This window comes from Mucilaginibacter hurinus (genome assembly GCF_003324525.1).
GTDB classification, from domain to species: domain Bacteria; phylum Bacteroidota; class Bacteroidia; order Sphingobacteriales; family Sphingobacteriaceae; genus Mucilaginibacter; species Mucilaginibacter hurinus.
In genome coordinates this window covers 232,874-255,025 of the sequence record NZ_QGDC01000005.1, presented here as the reverse complement: position 1 = coordinate 255,025, position 22,152 = coordinate 232,874, and the positions used below count along the sequence as shown (strand labels likewise).

22 protein-coding genes are annotated in these 22,152 nt (G+C 41.9%); 7 read left to right on the top strand and 15 right to left on the bottom strand.

Going from position 1 to position 22,152, the window contains the following annotated elements:
- Positions 1–115 precede the first annotated feature (115 nt).
- Positions 116–652 carry a hypoxanthine phosphoribosyltransferase gene (gene hpt, locus DJ568_RS10520; RefSeq protein WP_114005228.1) on the bottom strand — a complete coding sequence of 179 codons (537 nt, stop codon included), beginning with the start codon at positions 650–652 and terminating at the stop codon, positions 116–118.
- Positions 653–840: 188 nt separating this feature from the next.
- Here hpt and DJ568_RS10515 point away from each other — a divergent pair, with 188 nt between their 5' ends.
- Both DJ568_RS10515 and def read left to right on the top strand, forming a co-directional pair.
- Positions 841–2,070, top strand: coding sequence for a M16 family metallopeptidase (locus DJ568_RS10515; protein ID WP_114005227.1), 1,230 nt, complete (start codon positions 841–843; stop codon positions 2,068–2,070).
- A 22-nt stretch (positions 2,071–2,092) separates the two neighbouring features.
- Entirely contained in the window at positions 2,093–2,665 is a 573-nt protein-coding gene (def, locus tag DJ568_RS10510) for a peptide deformylase (protein ID WP_114005226.1), read from the top strand.
- Between the two features lie 115 nt (positions 2,666–2,780).
- Here the strand turns inward: def and DJ568_RS10505 are convergent, their stop codons facing one another.
- From DJ568_RS10505 to DJ568_RS10495, 3 genes are all read right to left on the bottom strand, one after another.
- Complete coding sequence (locus DJ568_RS10505) at positions 2,781–3,413, bottom strand: peptidase associated/transthyretin-like domain-containing protein (protein ID WP_114005391.1); 633 nt, start codon at positions 3,411–3,413, stop codon at positions 2,781–2,783.
- 110 nt (positions 3,414–3,523) lie between these two features.
- Positions 3,524–3,802 carry a NifU family protein gene (locus DJ568_RS10500; protein ID WP_114005225.1) on the bottom strand — a complete coding sequence of 93 codons (279 nt, stop codon included), beginning with the start codon at positions 3,800–3,802 and terminating at the stop codon, positions 3,524–3,526.
- A 31-nt stretch (positions 3,803–3,833) separates the two neighbouring features.
- The gene (locus tag DJ568_RS10495; RefSeq protein ID WP_114005224.1) at positions 3,834–4,922 is read right to left on the bottom strand and encodes an Mrp/NBP35 family ATP-binding protein; all 1,089 of its coding nucleotides are present in this window, start codon (positions 4,920–4,922) and stop codon (positions 3,834–3,836) included.
- 124 nt (positions 4,923–5,046) lie between these two features.
- Between DJ568_RS10495 and DJ568_RS10490 the strand changes: the two genes are divergently transcribed.
- Both DJ568_RS10490 and DJ568_RS10485 read left to right on the top strand, forming a co-directional pair.
- Complete coding sequence (locus tag DJ568_RS10490) at positions 5,047–7,215, top strand: biosynthetic peptidoglycan transglycosylase (RefSeq protein WP_114005223.1); 2,169 nt, start codon at positions 5,047–5,049, stop codon at positions 7,213–7,215.
- A gap of 150 nt (positions 7,216–7,365) precedes the next feature.
- Positions 7,366–7,743, top strand: a complete 378-nt coding sequence (locus DJ568_RS10485) for an RNA recognition motif domain-containing protein (RefSeq protein ID WP_114005222.1) — start codon at positions 7,366–7,368, stop codon at positions 7,741–7,743.
- Between the two features lie 47 nt (positions 7,744–7,790).
- On the opposite strand, the gene DJ568_RS10480 is transcribed toward DJ568_RS10485, so the two are convergent.
- The 7 genes from DJ568_RS10480 to DJ568_RS10450 all read right to left on the bottom strand — a co-directional run bounded on the left by DJ568_RS10480 (position 7,791) and on the right by DJ568_RS10450 (position 13,305).
- Positions 7,791–9,998: a DUF7133 domain-containing protein gene (locus DJ568_RS10480; RefSeq protein WP_199560956.1), complete on the bottom strand. Its 2,208-nt coding sequence runs from the start codon at positions 9,996–9,998 to the stop codon at positions 7,791–7,793.
- A gap of 24 nt (positions 9,999–10,022) precedes the next feature.
- Positions 10,023–10,799, bottom strand: a complete 777-nt coding sequence (locus DJ568_RS10475) for a ThuA domain-containing protein (RefSeq protein ID WP_233496674.1) — start codon at positions 10,797–10,799, stop codon at positions 10,023–10,025.
- Between the two features lie 60 nt (positions 10,800–10,859).
- The gene (locus tag DJ568_RS10470; RefSeq protein ID WP_114005221.1) at positions 10,860–11,246 is read right to left on the bottom strand and encodes a c-type cytochrome; all 387 of its coding nucleotides are present in this window, start codon (positions 11,244–11,246) and stop codon (positions 10,860–10,862) included.
- 222 nt (positions 11,247–11,468) lie between these two features.
- Positions 11,469–11,843, bottom strand: a complete 375-nt coding sequence (locus tag DJ568_RS10465; protein ID WP_114005220.1) for a DoxX family protein — start codon at positions 11,841–11,843, stop codon at positions 11,469–11,471.
- 3 nt (positions 11,844–11,846) lie between these two features.
- Positions 11,847–12,293 carry an SRPBCC family protein gene (locus DJ568_RS10460; RefSeq protein ID WP_114005219.1) on the bottom strand — a complete coding sequence of 149 codons (447 nt, stop codon included), beginning with the start codon at positions 12,291–12,293 and terminating at the stop codon, positions 11,847–11,849.
- A gap of 27 nt (positions 12,294–12,320) precedes the next feature.
- Positions 12,321–12,746, bottom strand: coding sequence for a VOC family protein (locus tag DJ568_RS10455; RefSeq protein WP_114005218.1), 426 nt, complete (start codon positions 12,744–12,746; stop codon positions 12,321–12,323).
- A 25-nt stretch (positions 12,747–12,771) separates the two neighbouring features.
- The gene (locus DJ568_RS10450) at positions 12,772–13,305 is read right to left on the bottom strand and encodes an SRPBCC family protein (RefSeq protein WP_114005217.1); all 534 of its coding nucleotides are present in this window, start codon (positions 13,303–13,305) and stop codon (positions 12,772–12,774) included.
- 320 nt (positions 13,306–13,625) lie between these two features.
- Between DJ568_RS10450 and DJ568_RS10445 the strand changes: the two genes are divergently transcribed.
- Positions 13,626–15,908, top strand: coding sequence for an alpha/beta fold hydrolase (locus DJ568_RS10445; RefSeq protein WP_114005216.1), 2,283 nt, complete (start codon positions 13,626–13,628; stop codon positions 15,906–15,908).
- Positions 15,909–16,063: 155 nt separating this feature from the next.
- On the opposite strand, the gene DJ568_RS10440 is transcribed toward DJ568_RS10445, so the two are convergent.
- The 4 genes from DJ568_RS10440 to DJ568_RS10425 form a co-directional block, all read right to left on the bottom strand.
- A complete protein-coding gene (locus tag DJ568_RS10440; protein ID WP_114005215.1) occupies positions 16,064–17,131 on the bottom strand; it encodes a mannonate dehydratase in 1,068 nt (355 codons plus the stop codon).
- 92 nt (positions 17,132–17,223) lie between these two features.
- The gene (locus DJ568_RS10435) at positions 17,224–17,607 is read right to left on the bottom strand and encodes a VOC family protein (RefSeq protein ID WP_199560955.1); all 384 of its coding nucleotides are present in this window, start codon (positions 17,605–17,607) and stop codon (positions 17,224–17,226) included.
- Positions 17,608–17,610: 3 nt separating this feature from the next.
- Positions 17,611–17,853, bottom strand: a complete 243-nt coding sequence (locus DJ568_RS10430) for an acyl carrier protein (protein WP_114005213.1) — start codon at positions 17,851–17,853, stop codon at positions 17,611–17,613.
- A 3-nt stretch (positions 17,854–17,856) separates the two neighbouring features.
- Positions 17,857–19,578 carry an HAD-IIIC family phosphatase gene (locus tag DJ568_RS10425; RefSeq protein WP_114005212.1) on the bottom strand — a complete coding sequence of 574 codons (1,722 nt, stop codon included), beginning with the start codon at positions 19,576–19,578 and terminating at the stop codon, positions 17,857–17,859.
- A gap of 215 nt (positions 19,579–19,793) precedes the next feature.
- Here DJ568_RS10425 and DJ568_RS10420 point away from each other — a divergent pair, with 215 nt between their 5' ends.
- Both DJ568_RS10420 and DJ568_RS10415 read left to right on the top strand, forming a co-directional pair.
- Entirely contained in the window at positions 19,794–21,203 is a 1,410-nt protein-coding gene (locus DJ568_RS10420; protein ID WP_114005211.1) for an MBOAT family O-acyltransferase, read from the top strand.
- A gap of 3 nt (positions 21,204–21,206) precedes the next feature.
- Entirely contained in the window at positions 21,207–22,076 is an 870-nt protein-coding gene (locus tag DJ568_RS10415) for a hypothetical protein (protein ID WP_114005210.1), read from the top strand.
- The last annotated feature ends 76 nt before the right edge of the window (positions 22,077–22,152 follow it).

The following is a 22,152-nucleotide window of genomic DNA, read 5'->3' as shown; positions in this document are numbered from 1 at the left end:
TTACATCGTTAAGCACTTTCACAGAAGAGCGCAAGTGAGGAGCAATGGCATCAGTTATGAAAACACTCGTCAAAAAAATCATGATTCTTGCTTCTTACCTCTTGACTCTCTCGTGCTACACCTTCCTGTATATCTCCTTTAAATTCCTTCCCAGTTCCTGGTAGTCTAGCCCATAGCCCACCACGTAATCATTGCCTATTTCAAAGCCTATATATTTTAGTTCAGCCGGACGCTCGTCGTGTGCAGCGGGTTTTGAAAGCAATGAACAGATGGCTATTGAGGCAGGCTTGCGCACCTGCAGTTTTTCTATCAGGTAATTCAGCGTATTACCTGTTTCTACAATATCTTCAACCAGGATAATGTCACGTCCTTCGATATTTACGCTGATGTCTATGTCTTCCCGTATCTTTTGAGTGCTGGATAATCCGCCGTAATATGAAGCCAGTTTAGTAAACGTAACTTCGCATGGTATAGTTATTTGCTTTATCAGGTCGGCAATAAACATAAAGCTGCCATTAAGCACGCCAATAATCACCGGCCGGGTATGTGCGTAATCAATATTTAGTTGTGCCCCCATAACGCGTACACGTTTAGCTATCTCGTCGGCTGCTATAAACGGTTCAAATTCCAGGCCTTCTATTTCAAGTTTCATTGTATGGCTATCTAGGTAGTTACTAAATGTATTAAACAACGTTAAAATTTAAGACTAAAGTAGTATAAAACCGGTAAAAACAGATATTAATAAGTTGCAGATATTTAAAGTATCTGTCAGGCATACTATTGACCGGCTATATGTAACTCTACTGTCCCTAACCTTATAAAACGCTATCTTTGCGGCTAATGCTTGATCATTACGTACACACCCTGCCTAACGGCATAAAAATACTGTTTAAATATGCGCCCTTTGCGGTTACCCATTGCTGCTTTGTCCTCAACAGCGGCGCACGGGATGAACAACCGCAAAAAGAAGGCCTGGCACATTTTATTGAGCATCTGCTTTTTAAGGAGACGGAAAGGCGGAGCACCACCCAAATACTCAACAGGCTTGAACTGGTAGGGGCTGATCTTAATGCGTATACTACAAAAGAGTATACATGTATTCATGCATCATTACTGCAGCAACATTTAGAACGCGCTATTGACCTGTTTGAAGATATACTGTTCCATTCAACCTTTCCGGACGATGAAATGGACAAAGAGCGGGGGGTTATACTTGATGAAATCGCGTCATACCTTGATCAGCCCGAAGAAGCTATACAGGACGATTTTGAAGAATTGCTTTTTAAAGACCACCCACTGGGAAACAATATACTTGGTACTCCCGCCAGCGTAGCAGCGTTGAATACCCACGATATAAAAGAGTTTATTAAAGCTAATTATGCCACCAGCGAAATGGTATTTGCGGTATTTGGCAATTACGATTTTAAAAGGATAATTAAGCTAGCAGAAAAATATTTTGGCGGCGTGCCGGCAAATTATGCAAAAAAACACCGTAATATACCCCAGCAAAACACCGGCACTTACCTATCATTGGCCAAACCTATATCACAAACACATTGTATTATAGGTAGCCAGGCTTATTCATCATCACATCAAAATAAGAATGGCCTGCTGCTGGTAAACAACTTGCTGGGCGGCATGGGCATGAGCAGCCGACTTAATTTAGAGATACGCGAAAAGTATGGCATCGCCTATACCATCGAATCCAATTACACGCCGCTTACTGACACTGGCATATTCTCGGTATACTTTGGTACCGACGCTGAAAAAGCCGACAAGGCAGCTAAATTGGTACACAAGGAGCTAAAAAAATTGCGTGATAACAAGTTAGGCGTATTGCAGCTGCAACAGGCCAAGCAAAAATTTATCGGTCAAATAGCCCTGGCCGAAGAAAACCGTATGGGGCTTATTATATCAATGGCCAAAAGTTTGCTTGACTTTGATTGTATAGATACACTTGAAGATGTATTTGCTAAGATCAACGCCGTAACTGCTGAACAGGTGCTGGAATTAAGCAATGAAATATTTGATACTAACAGGCTAATGACATTGGTATTTGAGCCTAAATAATAAAACCCGTATTTTTGCACCTATGAAGTATCCTATTATAGCCTACGGCGACCCTGTTTTACGTAAAAAAGCTACCGCGATCGATCCTGAGGAGTATCCGCATATCAAGCAATTGGTTGATGATATGTTTGAGACTATGTATGGCGCGCGGGGTGTAGGGTTGGCTGCTCCGCAAATAGGCTTATCTATGCGTTTGTTTGTAGTCGACGCAACCGTATTTGACGATGAAGAGCCTGAGCTGAAGGATTTTAAAAAAGCATTTATCAATGCCCAGATATTGGAAGAGACCGGTGACGAGTGGGTATTTAACGAAGGATGCCTGAGCATACCCGAAGTTAGGGAAGATGTATCGCGCAAACCCAATGTTCGCCTGTCATACTATGACGAGAACTGGAAACATCATGAAGAAACATTTTCAGGAATGGCGGCCCGTGTTATACAGCATGAATATGACCATATTGAAGGTAAATTATTTACCGATAAGCTTGGTCCGCTTCGCAAACGTTTGCTTGAAAAACGCCTCGGCGATATCTCAAAAGGTAACGTAAAGGTTGATTACAAAATGAAGTTTCCTGACGTAAAGAAGGGACGGTAGTTGGTACTTTTTAGTGATCAGCCATTGAAGTATGTAAATCAGGAAGATTTAGCTGAGAGAGCTGGAACTTCCATGTCTCTAAAAGGCTAACCTCTGGCCAAATAATGCAGTACTACTAATCACTATTCCTGCTCTTATCACCGGCGGATATTTGTTTGATAAGGCTTCCCCAAGCCATTGGATTTAACAAAGGATTAGGCATCAGCGAGTTTTGATTAACTATCCGGTTGTGAAATGACTGCGCATTAGCGGTTTGTATCTCGCGCCCGTCGCGCGCCAGTGTGTTTTGCAGGGCCATTATAGATGAACGGCTAACATTTTTTTTCGCTACCTCTAAGTCATCATCAGCAATTTTCATCGCTAAAAAGTCTTTTTTAAACTCATCAGTAGTAGCCCACGGGAATACACGAAATACCGGCAAATTTATTATCTGCGGTTTAAGCAGCACTTTTACAGTATAGCTTTTGTTTACATCGGCAGGTATAACCACTGCTACCGGCGCATAACCTACAGATGAAAACTGCAGTGTATCGCGCTCGTGTACTACAAAAGAAAAATAGCCCTTATAATTGGATGATGTAACCGCCTTGCCTGTTGTTTTGTTGGTGATAGTAACGTAAGGCACAATTAAACTCGCACTATCCGCATTGTGCGTTACACCCGAAAACTGCACCAGGGGGCGCTCCTGCTGCTGTGCCAAAGCAACCGTAGTAAACGCTAAAAACAATATGCAAATCAAATATCTCATCTGCTCGCCGACCCTGTATAATTTACCCGAGTTTAAGTAAATGGTTTTAAACTTTAACAAAAATAGCTGTTAAAATAATATGCGGCTGTAATTTTAACATTACTTAACACCTACCTCAAATTTTCTGGAAGCACCGCGTTAGGGTCGTCGATGTCTGTCAAGTTTATAGCTTCAATGGCCGTTATTTCGGGTACAGCTTTCTTTATAGCCTGCTCAATGCCTGCTTTCAGTGTCATGATGCTCATAGGGCATGAACCGCACGAGCCCAATAACTTCAGCTTCACTACACCCTCCGGTGTGATTTCTTCAACCGAAACGTTCCCCCCGTCAGCTTCCAGGTATGGACGTATGGTATCCAAAGCTGATTCTACCTGTTCTAATAAACTCATTTTTATCGTGTTATAAACTTAAGTAAAGTTATTAATTATTTACCACATTCTTGTCTGTAACGCCCCGTGCGTTGTAAATGGAAACCTGCTGGGCTACCAGCCTGGCCATATCCATAAAAGCCGTGGTCATTGCATTATTCTCCTGCAGTACTACCGGCATCCCCGCATCGCCTGATTCGCTGATACTGGCTACAAGTGGTATTTCGCCTAAAAAGGGCACATCGAGTTGCTCGGCCAGCTTTTTACCGCCGTCCCGGCCAAAAATATGATACTTGTTGCCAGGTAATTCTGCCGGGGTGAAATATGCCATATTCTCTACCACGCCCAGTATAGGCACGTTAATGGCGTTCATCATAAACATCCCGATGCCTTTTTTAGCATCGGCCAGCGCTACATTTTGCGGAGTAGTTACTATAACTGCACCAGTTACCGGGAAAGTTTGCGTAACTGTTATGTGTACATCACCTGTGCCGGGCGGCAAATCAACCACTAAGTAATCCAGTTCACCCCAGTCTGCATCGTTAAATAACTGTTTAACCGCTGTTGATACCATTGGCCCGCGCCATGGCACCGGCTGGTTTGGGTCGGTAAAAAAACCTATCGACAACAACTTGATGCCGTATTTTTCTATAGGCTCAATACGCGTTTTGCCGTTTTCCTGTGTTGCCTTTGGGCGTTCGCCCTCTAAACCGAACATGATCGGGACTGAGGGGCCGTAAATGTCCGCGTCAATCAATCCAACACTTGCGCCGGCTTTTGCGAGCCCCAAAGCCAAGTTTGCCGCAACGGTTGACTTGCCTACCCCGCCTTTGCCTGAGGCAACAGCTATAATGTTTTTTACGCCTGGCACACCGGTGTTTTTCTGCGTGGTTACACGCGAGGTCATATTTACGCTCACCTCAATATCTTTACTAATAAAATGGCCTATGGCATTACGGCAGGCATTTTCTATCAATCCCTTTAACGGACACGCCGGCGTAGTAAGTATTACCGAAAAACTCAGGCGGTTGCCATCAATATGTATATCCTGTATCATATTTAGCGTTACCAGGTCCTTTTTAAGATCCGGCTCCTCTACATGACTAAGGGCTTGTAAAACTTGTTCTTTAGTAATAACCATTATATCAAATAATTTGCAAAATTAGTAAAACAGCTTAGTGTTTGGGTTTGTTACCGAAATAATTTGCTACCCATAACGTTTGAAAGCGGATAAGAATTAGTTTAGTTTTGGATAAAATTTACAGATGCGTCGCCTTAACCCCAAATATATCCGCATTGGCGGTATAGTACTTGCCCTTATACTCGTTGTGTTATTTGTAAGCGGCTATGTAGCTTATTCAAAACGTGAGGCCCTCCTGCAAAAAGCTATATACAAAGCTAAAGCTAAAGCCCGTGACCAATATAATTTAGATGTAAAAATAGGAACCGCGCATTTTACCGGGTTCAGCAGGGTTTCATTTTCTAATATCTCTATCGTACCGGCCAAGCGCGACAGCCTGTTACGCATACACAAACTCGACCTTGATGTTAAACTGATGCCCCTTATAGTTGGCAACATCATATTGGATGACGTTATACTGGAGGACGGATTTTTAAGCCTTACCAATATAAAGGGCGTACGTAATTTTGACTTTTTATTCCGCAAGAAAAAAAGCACGAGCAAAACGAAGTCCAAGGTAGATTTGGGTGAAATATCCTATAACCTGATTAATGAGGTTTTGTATAAAATTCCTGAAAACCTCAAACTTAAGAACTTCAGGATGTCCTATCGTGAAGATACAACGCAGGTAAACTTTTTGGCCCAAAGTGCCTTGATAGACGATGGCGATCTCACATCAACCATCAACGTAAATAACGGTGAGTCTACCTGGCATCTGAATGGTAAAATGCATGCATCAGATAAGGATATTGATGTAAAACTTTACGCGGATGGCAAAAAACTACAGCTGCCAATACTGCAGCAGAAATTTAAAGCGATAATTAATGCCGATACGATAACATCAAGATTAACCAAGGTAAAACAGGAGAATAATGAAACACGGATTTATAGTTACTGGGGGGCTAACAACCTGCTTATTAACCACGCGGCGCTATCTACCAAAGATATAATTGTACCTAATGGGGCAATAAACGCTAATATTTTTGTAGGCGAAAATTATTTATCGCTCGATAGCTCGTCGGTTATTCATTTTAAAAAGATCACCGCAAACCCTTATATTAAATACACACTTAACCCGGTAAAAATTTACGAGTTAAAAGTAAATACCGGGTGGCTTAATGCGCAGGATCTGTTTGACTCGTTTCCGGTTGGGATGTTTGAAACACTGGAGGGCATTAAAGTTGCCGGGAAGCTCAAATATTCGCTTGACTTTTTTATGAATGACAAGGATATTGACAATCTGCGTTTTGACTCAAGGCTGGAAAAAGAGGAATTCCGTATTGTTAAATATGGCAAAACAAACCTGGGTAAAATAAACAGCAGCTTTGTATACATACCTTATGAGCGTGGCAAACCTATGGCACCGCATAACATAAGCCCCGAAAACCCGGACTTTACTCCGCTTGACCAGGTAGCTCCTGATTTGCGTAACGCGGTAATGACCGCTGAGGATCCTTCATTTTATCGCCACAATGGTTTTGTAGAAGAATCTATACGCAAATCCATTATTACGGACTTTAAGGAGAAAAAATTTGTAAGGGGCGGCAGTACTATTTCAATGCAGCTGGTAAAAAATGTGTTTTTAAGCCGTAACAAAACGCTTTCGCGCAAAATAGAGGAGATACTGATTGTTTGGCTTATAGAAAACAACCGCCTTATAAGCAAAAACCGCATGCTTGAGGTTTATTTTAATATTATTGAATGGGGACCTAACGTTTACGGTGTGGCTGAGGCGGCCCGGTTTTACTTTGGAAAAAGGCCCAGCCAGCTCAGCCTTGGAGAGAGTATATACCTGGCCAGCATAGTACCGCAACCTAAAGCAGGCCTATATGCCTTTGAGGGCGACGGTACATTACGACGCCGGCTGCATGGTTATTTTAACCTGATTGGCCGGTTAATGGCAAAAAAAGGATTGGTTGCGCCTGATAGTTCGGCTTACGGCTTTTATAACGTACGGTTACGGGAAGGATTAAGGCGCGGCACACCTGTTGACACCGTAGTGGCCGACAGCTTGCTGAACCCTGAAGGCGACCTGCCGGTTGACGGAAACGGAAACCTGAATTTTTTCCAACGCCTGTTTGGTAAGGACAGCACGGCTAAAGCCGAATCAAAGGTTGACAGTGCTGAAATAAGAAAACAACAGGAAAAAGAGGCACGTGAGGAAGAAAAGAGGCGTGAGAAAGAAGCTAAAGAAGAACAGAAACGCAAGTTTAACGAGCGCAGGAAAGAGTTACGCGAACGGGGCCTGTTTTAGAGCCTTTTTGCAATTTTTTGATTTTATTTTTGAAAATAAATAAGTTTAAATAAAATCCATATATTACAGCCGCAAACACGTATACGTTTACATTTTTTGACAAACTATATTAAAGCAAACTAAAACTACTCATTTTACAAATTAATTTTAATGAACATTTTCGTAGGAAGCCTTCCGTATCAGCTACAGGAAGAAGATTTAAGAGCACTTTTTGAACCTTTTGGTGAGGTTAGCTCGGCCAAATTAATCATCGATAGAGAAACAGGTCGCAGCAAAGGCTTTGGCTTTGTTGAAATGGCTGACGATGAAGCTGCACAAGCAGCTATTGATGCTTTAAACAAAAGCGAAGTTAGCGGCAGATCAATTGCTGTTAGCCAGGCAGAAGACAAAAAATCAGGTGGCGACCGCAGAGGCGGTGGTGGCGGCTTTAACCGCGGCGGCGGTGGCGGCGGCTTCAACCGTGGTGGCGGCGGCGGTTACGGCGGTGGCCGTGGCGGCAATGACCGTGGCGGCGATCGCTGGCAGTAATATATTAAAGGGCTTTAAGTACACACTTAAAGCCCTTTAAAATTTTATCACTTAGCTGCTTCCAACTCCTGCATAGTGTAGTTGGTTTTGCGTCCTGATGTTTCTTGCCTTACGCGTTTCACGTCTTCGGGTTTAATTACTTTGGCTTTGTTGCCCAAATCGTTTCGTATATAGCTTAACACTGATGCTATATAGTTATCGCTGTTTGCGCCCAGCGCCGGCATTATATCCGGATAGGTTTTGCCGTCTATCGGCCCTTTTAAACCGTGCAGCAATATCTTTATCAGTTTTTCCGGGTCGCCGTTTACATCCTTGTTATTGGCCAGCGGCGGTGCTACCATGCTTTTACCGCCTGAAGTTATTCCTTTCCCATCGCTACCGTGGCAAGCAGCGCACAGCTGTTTAAATATCCCGGCACCCTCTGTAACTAACTTTTTTTGCTCATCGCTAAGCAATGCCGCCTTTTTTGCCGACAGTTCCCGTTCGGCTACCAGGTTATCATATTTTTTTTGTGATAACGCTAATATGCTATTGGGGTATTTTGATACCATATATGCTATTACCTCCTTTGCCGTTTTTGATTTATTAAAACGCAGTGCAAGCGCTAATTGATAACGAACCTCAGGGTCTGCATCATCCTTTAGCTGCTCTAACCTGTTTAATACGCCGGCGTCGCCGGCAAAATCCTCAGCCACCCAAACCGCGTTTTTACGAACCTTGTAGTCCTTTTCATTTAGTGCGTAAAAAAGCAAATCTTTATTTAATGCACCCATACCGTTAAGTGTCCACAACGCATGTATGCGGGTAAGCGGAAGAGGGGCCGTTTTAACAAGGCCAGCCAATACCGGTACAACCGCCCTGTCTTTACGTAATACCAGCAGTTTTTGGGCATAGTCTCTCCACCAGCCATTTGGGTGCGAGAGGTAACCAACCAGGTTTACTGAAGTTTCGTCAAGTAGCCGCGGTGATACCTTTGAACCTTTATGGTTATCATGAACCAGGCGATATATGCGACCGCGACTATTATTTTTTTCCAAACCCTTTTTTAGTATTTCAGGGCGCAGGTAGCTGCCCGGCCTGGTCCAGTTACCTTCCTGTATGATGCCGCGGTACATGTCCGCTATGTAAATTGTGCCATCCGGCCCGTTAGCCGTATAAACCGGTCTGAAGTTCATATCCGTGGATGCGATAAACTCCTGCTTATCGTAAGCATTTGCCAGTGTTATCCTACCTTCGGTATTGATTACTTTAGCACGGCGTATTAAACGACCCACAGGCTCGCATATCAGCAAATCACCTTTTAAGTCGGCAGGCAGGTGATCGCCACGATAAATCAGGGGCGATGTACAGCCCGTGAAATGATTTAGCGTGCTATCGCTGCGCAGCCTAACCGGTCCGCCCTGCACGTCAGGAGTAGCTATGATGGGCCACACTGCCTGAAAAGCATCACCATATTGGCCCTCCGGGTTGAATTGACCGTAATGCGGATTTTGATGAAAGTTCATGGCCGGGGTTTCGCCCGCGCCAAGGTTTAAATAAATCCGCCCATAATCATCATGGCCAATGCCCCATTGTCCCCAGGGCATCTCAATTAAGGTGTCAGGTACAAGCTTATCATTGATAAATTGATAGCGCACAGCTTCCAACGTTACATAAATACGGTTGTCAAGGTTCCACACCAGTCCGCTTTTTTGATGCTCAAGATTGCGTCCGTCGCGTGTATGGTTTTCGTATACAAGCTTCTTTACATCAGCTTTGCCGTCACCGTTTGTATCCTCATAACTATAAATATGGTTTGAATATGTTTCGCCAACCAGCACCCGGTTGTCAAGTGGTAATATCATACGGGGCAATACCAGGCTATCAATGTAAACGGTAACTTTATCCATTTTACCGTCCCCATCCGTGTCTTCAAGCCGTTTAATTTTGCAAACCGGCTCATCTTCGCCAGTGCCGTCAATATCCTGCATGTAGGTATTCATCTCGGCTACATACAGGCGTCCGTTGCCATCCCAGGCCATGGTAACCGGTTCCTGTACCATGGGTTCGCTGGCTACCAGTTCAAGGTGATAACCCTTTTGCAGGTAAATATTCCGGAGCGCCTGTTCAGGCGTTTGGGGTTTAGTTATTGGGGTGGTATCAACCAATATACGCCCGGTAGCATCACGTTTTACAGTGGTTTTTGTTCCGGTACATGCATAAAATACCAGGGCCAGGCAAAAACTGCCTGTTATCAATTTATTGCTTTTGCTCACGTTGTATAGTTAAACTGGTTAAGTTTATTGCTTTTTACCGATGGCGTATTTTATCCCTCCAAGCAAATGTTGAAGAAATAATGGCTCGGCGTAGGATTCGTTGGTGTGACCTAAAGCGGTGTAAAATGCCCGGCCGCCGTCATACTCATGGTACCATGCCATTGGATGGTCTGCGCCGTTCTGCCCGTCTTTGTAACTGGCTTCATCTATCTTTATCAGCACTTTTAATCCCTGCGCTATCCATTTAAAATTATACCATTCATCTTTTCTACGCCACTGTGCGGGCAAACCTTTGGTAGCCGGGTGGTTCGCGTCAACTATGTTTAAGATAGCTTCTTGCTGAAAAAACGGGTGATTTTTAAAATATGCGCCTACGAGGTTTCCATACCACGGCCAGTCATACTCTGTATCGGTAGCTGAATGCACACCGACAAAACCGCCCGACGACCTGATATAATTTTCAAATGCCTGTTGCTGATCATTGTTAAGTACATCACCGCTAGTACTAAGGAAAATAACAGCAGCGTATTGCTTTAAAATTGAGGGAGTGAATTTTTTTGACTCTGTAGTAGTGTCTACATCAAAGCTGTTATCGGCGCCCAGCTTTTGTATGGCCTTTATTCCCGCAGCTATTGAACCATGGCGGAAAGCGGCTGTTTTGCTAAATACAAGCACTTTTGGCGAAGGTGCAGGCCGCAGCGCAGCATCACCGCAATTAAAAGCCGTTAAAAAAATAAAAACAGCTACCAGGACAATTCCAGGCAGCTGTTTTATTACTATTTGTTTGCTTTTAATTATCACTACAAGCAGATTTTATCAAGCAACACTTTTAATTAAGATGAAGGCACGCCTTCAATGCATTTATTTAACAGACAGGATATATTTCACCATCTTTTTCGCATCAGCCATTGATAATGCAGGATGCGGAGACATAGGGATGTCGCCCCAGGCACCTGCGCCGCCTGCTATAATCTTTTTAGCGAGTTTGTTGTAGTTGGCCTCGTTAGCCGGATATTTTTTGGCTACGTCTATATACGCCGGACCTACCAACTTAACATCAACCTTATGGCAAGCCAGGCAGTCTGATGTTGACAGCAATTCTTTACCTGCTGCAATATCAGCAGGTGATGCCTTAGCGCCAGCGGCCGCTTGCGCTTTCTTTTTAGTTTGTGCTTGTGCAGCATTCATCACCGGGTTTGCCAGCATCAGTACCATTACCACGCCCGGTATCATCAACATTTTTTTCATATTCGAATTATCAGATTTTTTCAACTTATTTTAACTCAATCAATAATAAGCTTTTGTTAAAGGGCAAAAAATTAAATAGTTTATTTTTACCCGTTCTAAATAAAAAGACTTACAGTCAAAACAATCGATTGCATAGTTAACATATTTATTCAATATTGCCAAGTTTGTAATGACTTTGTTATGACAAATAAATTATCAAATGGTTTAATACGCCAAAAAAAACTAATTCTGCCCTGCCTTTAGTCTTTTATGATGATAGATGTATGATAATCCGATCAATAAAAAGTAAACCAAAAATATTGAGAGGTACATCCAGGGCGTCTTAAGGGCAATGGCTGAATATAGTGCACCAGCTATATCAAAAAAGAAGCCTGCATATGCCCACTCCTTAAGGCGGTTAAACCCCGGTACAAGCAATGCTATGATACCTAAAAACTTAGCTACTCCTAAAAAAGGTAATAAATACGCCGGGTAACCAAGCGATTTAAAAATATCTATCCACTCTTTTGATGATAGTAAGTTAAAAATTGCTGAAGGAACCATACTCAGGCATAGCAATACCGTAAACACCCAATACCAGATATTTATTTTTTTCATTTGCTATTTATTTAAATTTTCTGCCAGCTGTTTAAGTATTGGCAAGGCCTTTTTCCACATCTCCTCCATCATTTCAGCATATTCATCGGGTACGCCCAGTTCAACGTCTAAATGGGTAACCCCGTTTTTATGCGCCAATACGTAACTTTCATGAGCGCCTACCATGGCATCCTGGCTATTTAACTCCGCCTGGCCATTTACAACTTCGCCGTCGTAATCTATATAAATAATTTTATAAGGCTCTACAGTAGTTAAAATCCCGGTAACGCCCCTCTTACTATCGTCAGTAAAAATCACCCGGCTCCCTTGCTGCCAATCGGTTTCTGCATGGCTGCCTTCGGAAAATGCGGCATACCATTGTCTGTTTAATTCATCTTTTACTAAAACGTCCCACACCGCCTCAGCTGGTGCATTGATGTCTGCCGACATTTTTAAGATCTTGTTTTCCATAGTTATTACATTTAAGATGTTTATAATTTATTGATAACGCTCATCATAGCTTACCATCCATTGTATGTTATATTTATCGGTGCACATACCAAAATAAGCGCCCCAAAAAGAAGTTTCAAGCGGTACGGTAATAGTGCCGCCTGACGATAGCCAGGCAAATATATTATCCGCCTGCTCTTTAGACTCGGCGCTGAAACTTATATGGAAATTAGTGCCTATGGTAAGTTTATCGGCATCGGCACCAACCATATCATTGCCCATCAAAACGTTGTTTTTGCCTATAGGCAGGGCTATATGCATAATTTTATCCTGATCCGCTGCTGATACGTTACCAGCTTCCGGGGTATCTTTAAAGCGCATAATCATAACTATCTCGGTGCCAAACACTGAGCTGTAAAAGTTAAAGGCCTCTTCGGTGTTTCCTTTAAAGTATAAATAAGGGTTAATTAACATCTTCTTAAATTTATAGGTGAATAACTTAATTTTTTTCGAGTATAGTTTTTAAATCGGCAAGTCCCTCTTCCAACTTGCTGCCTAAGATGCCGTCCATAAACGGAACCATAATATTTATAGGATAGGTGCAGCTTCCGCTCATACCCCACCTCACCTTTGTTTGTGTGGCATCAAGACCTTCAAAGGCGATATAGGAGGGAGATACTGATGGCATCGGCTCAATAAAGCGCAATTCGTAGTCTATACGCTCGCCGGGCGTAAGTGATTTTATCTCCTGCTCACCTTTTCCTACATCCTTATTGCCTTCCCATGCCGACACAAAACCAGCAGTAGCATCGGTACCGCTATATGTAAACTTTATATGTGGATCCTGTTTAGCCCAGGCGTTAAACGCGTTCTGATTTTTTAAATACTTTACATGATCGTAAACTACCTGTTTAGGCTTGTTGATCACAACGGTCCGCTCAACAGCGAAATCTTTGGTTATAAATAATGCCGCCAATAGCACAACGACAATAATGATCGCTATACCAATGAGGATGTTTTTTAGGATTTTCATGTTCTGTGTAGTATTTAGTTAAATATATGCCTAATGATTTAATTATAAGCTATTTACTAATTAGCGTGTCTTACTGTATAATTGAATGAATTGATGACAGGATAAATTTTTCTATACAAATGTAAAGGCAATATGCATGTATGGTGCGGTGCAAACACGGCAATATGAGGGGGTAACTGCGACACAAAATAAGCTACGCCAATAAGTAATAAAGGCGTCTTGATATCATAATATTTCTATATTTACTATTAATTATTGTTGATTACCAGTTAAAACATTAAACTTTCCAATCCGGAGCTTCGCGTCTCCGTTTCAAAAAAATGAGATTAAAACCAATCACTAAATTATTGCGGTTAACTGCGCTATGCTTACTGCCCGTGCTGGTTGCTATTAACCCGTTAGCGGCACAAAACACCCCATACCCTATCATTTTTGTTCATGGTATTAACTCTGATGACGCCAGCTGGGGCAAGCAGGATAATAAGTTTGACGATATAGTTGACCATCTTGCCGGCGCCGGATTAAAATTTGGTGGTAAAATAGCTATCACCTTAAACTATAAGCGCAGCGCGGAAATACGGAGCGTAGCAAAGGAAGATGATGTTAAATTATTTACAAACCCGCCAGTAGCAGATTTTTACACGATAAATTTTAATGTACATGCTAACGGCAAAACCCCAATAGTGCATAAACTTGGGCCCATAGTGTTTAAACCATCCATAAGTACTTCGGGTGGTGTAACCGCCTCGGGTACACAATTTAATGTTACCTACGCCAACGAGTTTAATAACGGTGACATCATTCGCGTTGAAAATGAGTTTATGCAAATAGCTGCCGTATCCGGCAGTAAGCTTACGGTAACGCGCGGCATTTTTAATTCCACTGCGGTTAAACATGGCACAGTCACGGTTTACAACCTGTCGAATTTAAGCAACCAGGCCGCTATCTCCAGGCAAGGGTACGGCCTTAAACTGGCTATTGATGCCATTAAACAAAAAACCGGTGCCACAAAGGTTGTGCTGCTGGGCCACTCTATGGGCGGATTAGCCATACGCGAATACATCCGCTTATATTCTAACAATGATATAGCTAAAATTATTACTATTGGCACGCCACATTATGGCACCAATATTACCGACCTCTCTCCATCTTTGCTGCAATTGATTAATATAGATGGCAAGTCTGACGCGGTGCGAGACCTGCGGGCCACCATGCCGGGCACTGCCACACCAGGGCTTTACCTTTTTGGCGGCAACGAGAACATTATAAAAAATTCGCCGATTTTTTATAATGCTGATGTGGATGCAAACGGGGTTGAAAACGGGACGGTAAGCGCGTTAAACAGCACTGAAAATTTACTGTCGCTGATTAATATCCCCAAAACATGGATAGCTTCATCAGACGATGGGCTGGTGCCCCTGCAAAGCCAGTATATTAACGCTACCGATACACTGATGATTAACAAGTTTCATACGGATGAAACCAGCGACTATTACAGCCTGCTGCGCGGGTTGGATGAACCTGCCGAAATTGCATCGGCATATAGCATTGCCGAAAATAGCACTACTAAGGGGTTTATCACCATTAACAAAAACAACCAGCCGATAGACATTGATGCCTTTAAAATTACGCTTAAAAGCCCATCGGCACTTAGCATAAATATAACGGCGAACAAGCTGGGAGGTATAAAAAAAATACTGCTGACTGACGGAGAAAATAATATAACCGAAATTAAGCTGAACTCGCCTGTAACTGACACATTACCACCCGGCACCTATTATATTAACATTGGCGGGCATGCTTCAAAAACCACCCACAAATATCCTTACTCGCTGGTAACAGCTGTAAAAAAAATCACTCCGGCGGCTAGCCTGGCTTACGGAACCCCCGATTTTAATCCTAAACCGGAGTATAAGGGCGTTGTCTACATCAGCAGCAACCCAAATGTAGCAACTGTAGTTAAAAATAAAATACATATAACTGGTACAGGGTTTACTACCATTACAGGCAAATTGGGTAATGCCAAATTGAGCGGCGTGCTAGAAATAACTAAGGCAAAACTCACTATTAAAGCAGACGATAAAGTTAAGGCTGTGGGCCAGGATAACCCAACGCTTACGGCTACCTACACCGGGTTTGTGTATGGCGAAAAGCCCGCCAACCTGACAAGGCTACCCGAGTTTATCACCACAGCAAACATTATATCTCCAGAGGGTGCTTACCCGATCACTGCAGGCGGCGCGCTATCAAATAATTATGTTATTACGTATTTGCCGGGCACCTTAACGGTTACAGGAAAACCAGCCACCAGTATGGCGGGCAATGTTGCGGATATACGTTTAAATCAGGCTATATCACCAAATGCTGACGGCGTTAATGATTACCTGCAGATAGAGAATATTAACCGCTACCCTGAAAACACGGTATTAATCACTAACAGCAAGGGTATAAAGGTTTTCGAAACCACAGGCTATGATAATGATACAAAGCGTTTTGAAGGATTATCAAATATCACTAACCAACGCTTGCCCGAAGGCACGTATTTTTACGTAGTAGGCTATCAGCAAACGCAAAAGTCCGGATACGTTGTCATAAAGTATTAACAGGGGATGCCTCTGTTTATAGACATGCCCTGTTAGCTATCGCTAATTTTAAACTAAATAATCAACAGGTTTTGTTCTGACACCACAATTTGCTACCATTTAATTATAGCTATGGCTATAATTAATGGAGTATTAAGCAAAATTGAACACTGGTGTTATTCGCTTTCAATTGCCTGCATGGCGCCTTTCATGTACCCTAAGGCAAATGCCATACCCGCGTGCCATGGAGCTGCGCATGTCATTTCAGGTGTATGGTCGGGTATCAATACACCGTCGTAGTTGTTGCTTTTCAGGATGCGCAGAGCTTTTACCATGTTTACGTCACCTTCGTCAATAAAAGCCTCACGGTAATGTGGTACCTTACCCACCACATTACGGAAGTGGATATAACCAATTTTACCGGCCTTGCTATATTTATCTAACATCGCGTACACATCGCTTCCCACCATTTCCTGTACGGTGCCCATACATAATTCAAAGCCGTTGTTGGGGCTCGGGTTCACTGTCAGCAGCTTTTCGTACTCTTCCTGTGTGTAAAACAAGCGGGCAGTATCACGCATAACCGGTAGCGGCGGATCGTCGGGGTGCGCAACCATTTTAACACCCGCTTCCTCGGCCACGGGCATAAGTTCATCAAGAAAGTATTTTAACCTGCCCCACATCTCTTCACGACTAATACTGCCAATGTTTCCGCCAGCAGCTTGCGTATCGTAGGTCATGTTCCACACCATACCGTTGGGCACAGGATCCTGCACATCAATCTTGCTCGCATTAAACACGATAGAGTTGGCTGCTCCGCGCCCCATAGGTCCGTTTGTCCATCCCCATACACCGGCCAGGCTAAAGTAATAACCCATTACAGGTATGCCCGCACGACCTATATCGCGTATCATCGTCTTTACATCTTCAATCTGCTGTTTCTTCTTAGGCCCGTCAAGCAGGACATCGTACCAGTGAGAAGGGTCGAAATTTTCGATACCTGCCAGCGTCAACCCGTGCGATTCTACCTGTTTACGCAAGGCTACCAAATCATCATATTTCCACAGTTTACCCTGGTTTTGGGTGGTACCCCAACCTTTCAAAAAGTCTTTAGTCAGTGTAGGGCTGTCGCCTTTTATATAGTCAACCAGTTGGGCAATGATATGCGTGGCTCCGGCCTGTTTGGCAAATCTGAAGTTGTCGTCGGTTAAAATGTGTTTATATAAGCCTAAGCCAAGTTTCATGATGATAGTTTATAATAATTGTACGCCAAAATTCCGAAAATAATTTGGTTTACAACTACGGCACTCGAAAATATTTCAATCGATTGTAAGAGCTATGCAAGGCTTAGTAATTCGATTATACCATAGGATACGTGCAAAAAAGCCACTTCCCTGTTATCAAACAAAATGGCCGGCTTGGGCGCGGATAACAGGTAGGCTCCTTCTTTTTCGAGTCGCTCTATTTCAGTGTTTATATTTTCCACTTCGTAACACAAATGGTAATAGGTAATCCCCTTTTTCACAAACCCCTCTACCTGTTTACCCGCTATAAGTTCAATGTTAACCCCGTCAGCCAGCGTCAGCATGCATAATTCGGCATTTTGCTGTTCGTCTTTTACAATTTTGCTGACCACCGATATCTCGTGGATCTTTGACATTTCTGCAATGCCTTCATTAATGTCGCGACAGGCTACCCCCACATGGTGAAATTTCATCATCAATTACGCGGTTTTAGCTTTAATAGACGCAATCATGTCCCCTATATTGCTCCAGTTTTGTATCTCCTGTGAACCAAAGCGTATCTTAAACTTTCTTTCAATAGCAACCACCAGTTGTATGTGATTCAGGGAGTCCCAGTCGTCTACGTCATTGGCAGTAGTTTCGGGTGTTAAAGCAATGTCGTCATTGTCAAGCACGTCAATAAAAATACCGTTAACTGTTTCTAATATCTCTTTGTCTTCCATAATTTATTTATTACTTATATAGCATTCTTTGTTTTCGTATTCATTTACGTTTAATATCCATATACCGTCCTGTTCGGCAAAACCTAAATTTTTGTAATGGTTCTTCACCATTTCATTTTTAGCCGTGGGCAAATATTCTCCTTTTAAATAAGTATAACCGTGCTCTTTAGCAGAGTTGACAAGGGTGTTTAATACAAAGTTTTCCATCCCCCTTTTCAATACGCGGCAGCTCATAAGCCATGTGTCAATAAACAGTGTATCATCTGTTTGCTTTTTAAGTATAGTAATACATATCAGCCCGTTGTCGCCAAACCTGTCTTCCAGCGTAAATGCAAAAGTAAAATAATCACTTGATTTGGACAGCGACTCAATATCGGCTTCGGTATAACGTATAGTGCGTAAATTAAACTGGTTTGAGCGTTGCGAAAGTTGTGCCACACGCGGTGTATTAAACTTGTTGAACGGCTCAACCAACGAAAGCATGTTGAGGCTTTTTAAAAAGTCCTTTTCATTGGTAAAGCTTTGCTGTGTAACCACCCTTTGTGCTTCAATTTGATACTGCGCAGTGCGCTTGGCGTCCTCTTCCGAAAAAGAAACGGTTTCAAACAGGTTTAACGGATAAAGATATTCCAGGTACTCCGCCGGATCTTCGGGCAATTCAGGAATTGTAAGCTCAGGTATACTGTCTCGCACAATATTACGCTCAAAAGGATTATCATCCAAAAACACCATGGAATCAAATCCGATATTTAAAATGTTTTGTATGGTACGTATATTATCTACTTTGTTTTCCCAGTTGGCTATAAATACGGCTATATCTTCTAATCTGAGCACCATATCAGGATGCTTTTCAAACGGCTCCTTAGCTATTGATTCGGTATTCTTACTGCACACGGCCAATATTACACCGCGATTCTTTAATTTTTTTACCCAGTACTGAAATTCAGTGAACGCTTTACCAATACCTAATGCGCCTATTTGAATGTTCTCCAACCCGTCATCACCGATGATTCCGCCCCAGGTGGTGTTGTCTAAATCAAGAATCAGACATTTTTTAAACTTGCCATTTATAGCCGCAATAATATCAAGCGTTTTAGCCGCCACTTCGGGCAAAATATCAATGCTTAACACCATCTCGGTGTTGATGTACACCGAGGGCTGGAAACAAAATTGCTTCCCTACCTGGTTTTGTATTGACGAAAGATCGCAAATGTAAAAATCGGGCGTATTGGAGGCGTACTCCATCAGCATGAAGTTTAGCTTACGTAACTGGTACAGGAAAGATGATTGTATTTTATTTGCAAAATTGCCGAACACATGATCGTCAATCTCCTGATAATTATAAAAAATAACCTTGGCTTTTAGTCGTGATTTAACCGATTCGTAAAGGTTTTGTATCTGTGCTAACTGCATGTCGGCCATTGTACCGGATTGCCCGGGCTTAAGTTTGTTGTACCTCGCTACCAACTTATGACTCGACAGAAAGATGATTACAACATCCGGCTCAAACTCATACAATTCCGAAGTCGGATCAAACACCTGTCCTTCTACCTGGTTAAAGTCTGCTTCCCAAATATCAAGGTTATAATCTATATCATAACCTGTAGCGCGTAATGCCTGGTTTAGGAATTGAGTAGCCGTATCACCTAATAAGGCAACTTTAATAGTTTTTAGATTGGAAAAGTCCTTTTTTAAGTTTTTCTTTAACTGAGAAAAAACCTTCATAATTATATCTTCTAGTATCGCGTTTGTGCTACGCTTTTTAAATTATTGGCCAACTGTAAACGTAAGCGAATTATTAATAACGCCGAAATTAATTTATAAATCCAGGTATTTTAAAAAGTCTGGCGATTTTATATCGCAAATACTGGTTAAAATAGTAGTTTTGACACCTTAAATTATTGAGCAACATTTAATAAGCCTGCATTTTACTTAAACCAATGGTTTTCAATTCCTATAGCTTTGCTATTTTCCTCCCTATATTTTTCACTATATATTTTCTATTACGCAACAGTTTAAAGTATCAAAATTACTTTATCCTTTTATCCAGCCTTGTTTTTTACGGTTATTGGGATTATCGGTTTTTGGGGTTGCTGATATTTAACTGTGTAGTAGGCTATTATTTCGGTTTATGGATGGGGAAAGAAAGTGACCCTAAAAAACGAAGTAACCTGATGTTTTGGGCAGTGGTGATTAACCTGGGGCTCTTGTTTTATTTTAAATATTTCAACTTTTTTATCGGATCGTTTAACCAAATGGCTGAGACGTTTGGTTATAAACCTGATATTACCACGCTGAATATCATTTTGCCGATAGGAATATCGTTTTACACTTTCCATTCGCTGTCATACCTGTTTGATATTAACCAGGAAAAACTGGAGCCTACTAAAGATTTTGTGGCCTATGCGGGTTTTGTATGCTTCTTCCCTCAACTGGTAGCAGGGCCTATTTCGCGTGCTGCCGACATGTTGCCCAAATTTTTACACAAGCGTACGGTTGACGGCGAGCGGATGACGCGCGGCATATCACAAATGACGCTCGGCTTTTTTAAAAAAATGGCCGTAGCCGACACTATTGCGGTAATGGTTGATGAATCATACAAAAATGTGCATGTTATATCTGATTTCCAGATATTGCTGGCTGCCATATTTTACGCCTTCCAGATATATTGTGACTTTTCGGGTTACTCAGACATTGCTCTCGGGCTTGGTAAAATATTCGGCATAGAGTTTAAAGTGAACTTTAACAGGCCGTTTATGAGTAAATCAGTTACCGAATTCTGGCAGCGCTGGCATATTTCGCTGTCAACTTGGTTGAATGATTATTTGTTTACTCCTTTGGTTATCGCTTTCAGAAACCTGGACAAGTTGGGTGTAGCACTGGCCTTATTTATTACATTTTTCCTGAGCGGGCTTTGGCACGGCGCGGGATGGAACTTTATCATATTTGGCGTACTGTATGGGATTGCCATGATTTACGAGTTTTACACCCGTAAAAAAAGGAAGAAAATAGCTAAAAAATTACCCCAGTGGCTTAACGACTACCTGAGCATGTTCTTTGTTTTTGTATACGCTGTATTTACCTGGATATTTTTCCGCTCACAAACTTTTGGCGACGCTATCTATATCGTACAGCATATATTTATGATGGATAGCTTCCAGTTGCTCAATTTATTTGTAATAGGCAAAATAATTTATCTGGTGAGCCTGGTTATATTCATTGATATTTATTTCTTTAATTACTACGAAAAGAATAATTACGCTACTTTTTTCATCAACATTTTTTTATTGATCAATACGCTGCTGTTTGCCACTTTTGGCGGCAACGCGTTTATATATTTTCAGTTTTAAGCAATGAAACATTTCCTTACAAGGTTAATTATATTTATTGCGGTTGCATTTGTAAGCCAGTTGGCGCTCTATATAGGTATTAAAGCCGTGCTTGATGCTAAATCCAACTTCAGGTTTAGCCGTTACTTCAGGGATAAAACGCACAACAACTTTGTTATTGGAGCATCAAGGGCGGTAAATTCTATAAATGAAAAATACGCTAACGAAAATTTAAAGCTTGATTTTATAAACCTTGGATTTAATGGCCAGCCCTATGCCAACATGGTAGATTTGCTTGACGATGTTAACGCAGCCAACAAAAACGCTGTTATTTACGTCGAGCTATCAAGTTTATATGATGTCGAGGTTGAGTTTGATAACCAGTATGCTTACTATATATCAAACTCCGAACCTATTAAAAAAAGTTTTGCAGGTACAGTTTATGATAACCTGGCCTTATTGCGGCTTAATAACGAATTTTTTTTAAGGAGCATTTATTACCTATCCAAGTCAGACAACGACTGGTTGAATCAAAACAACATATCGCAAAATATAATAAATGAAGCGCTCAACATGAAGCCCTATCGCCTTGCTAAAAGAAGAGGGCAGTTTATAAAAAACCTTGCCGAGGTACAAAATAAATGCAATAACGCCGGCAACCAGTTGATCTATTTTTTAGCTCCTTATTTGCCCGCATACCGTGATAAGGCGATAGACTTTGCTGATATTTTAAATATCATGGAACAAAACAAGGCTAAATATAAATTCGTTAACCTGAACACTATCAACTTGCCTAACGATATGTTTGCTGACCGTGTACATACCAATTACAAAGGTTCAGTGATTTTAACAGATAGCCTGATAACGATGAGCCAAAAGTTTAAAGAAAATTAATAAGGGCATACCGTACGGCCCGTACCCCTTCGCTCTTTGCCAATCAAGCTGATATTCAGGGCGAAATATATTATTG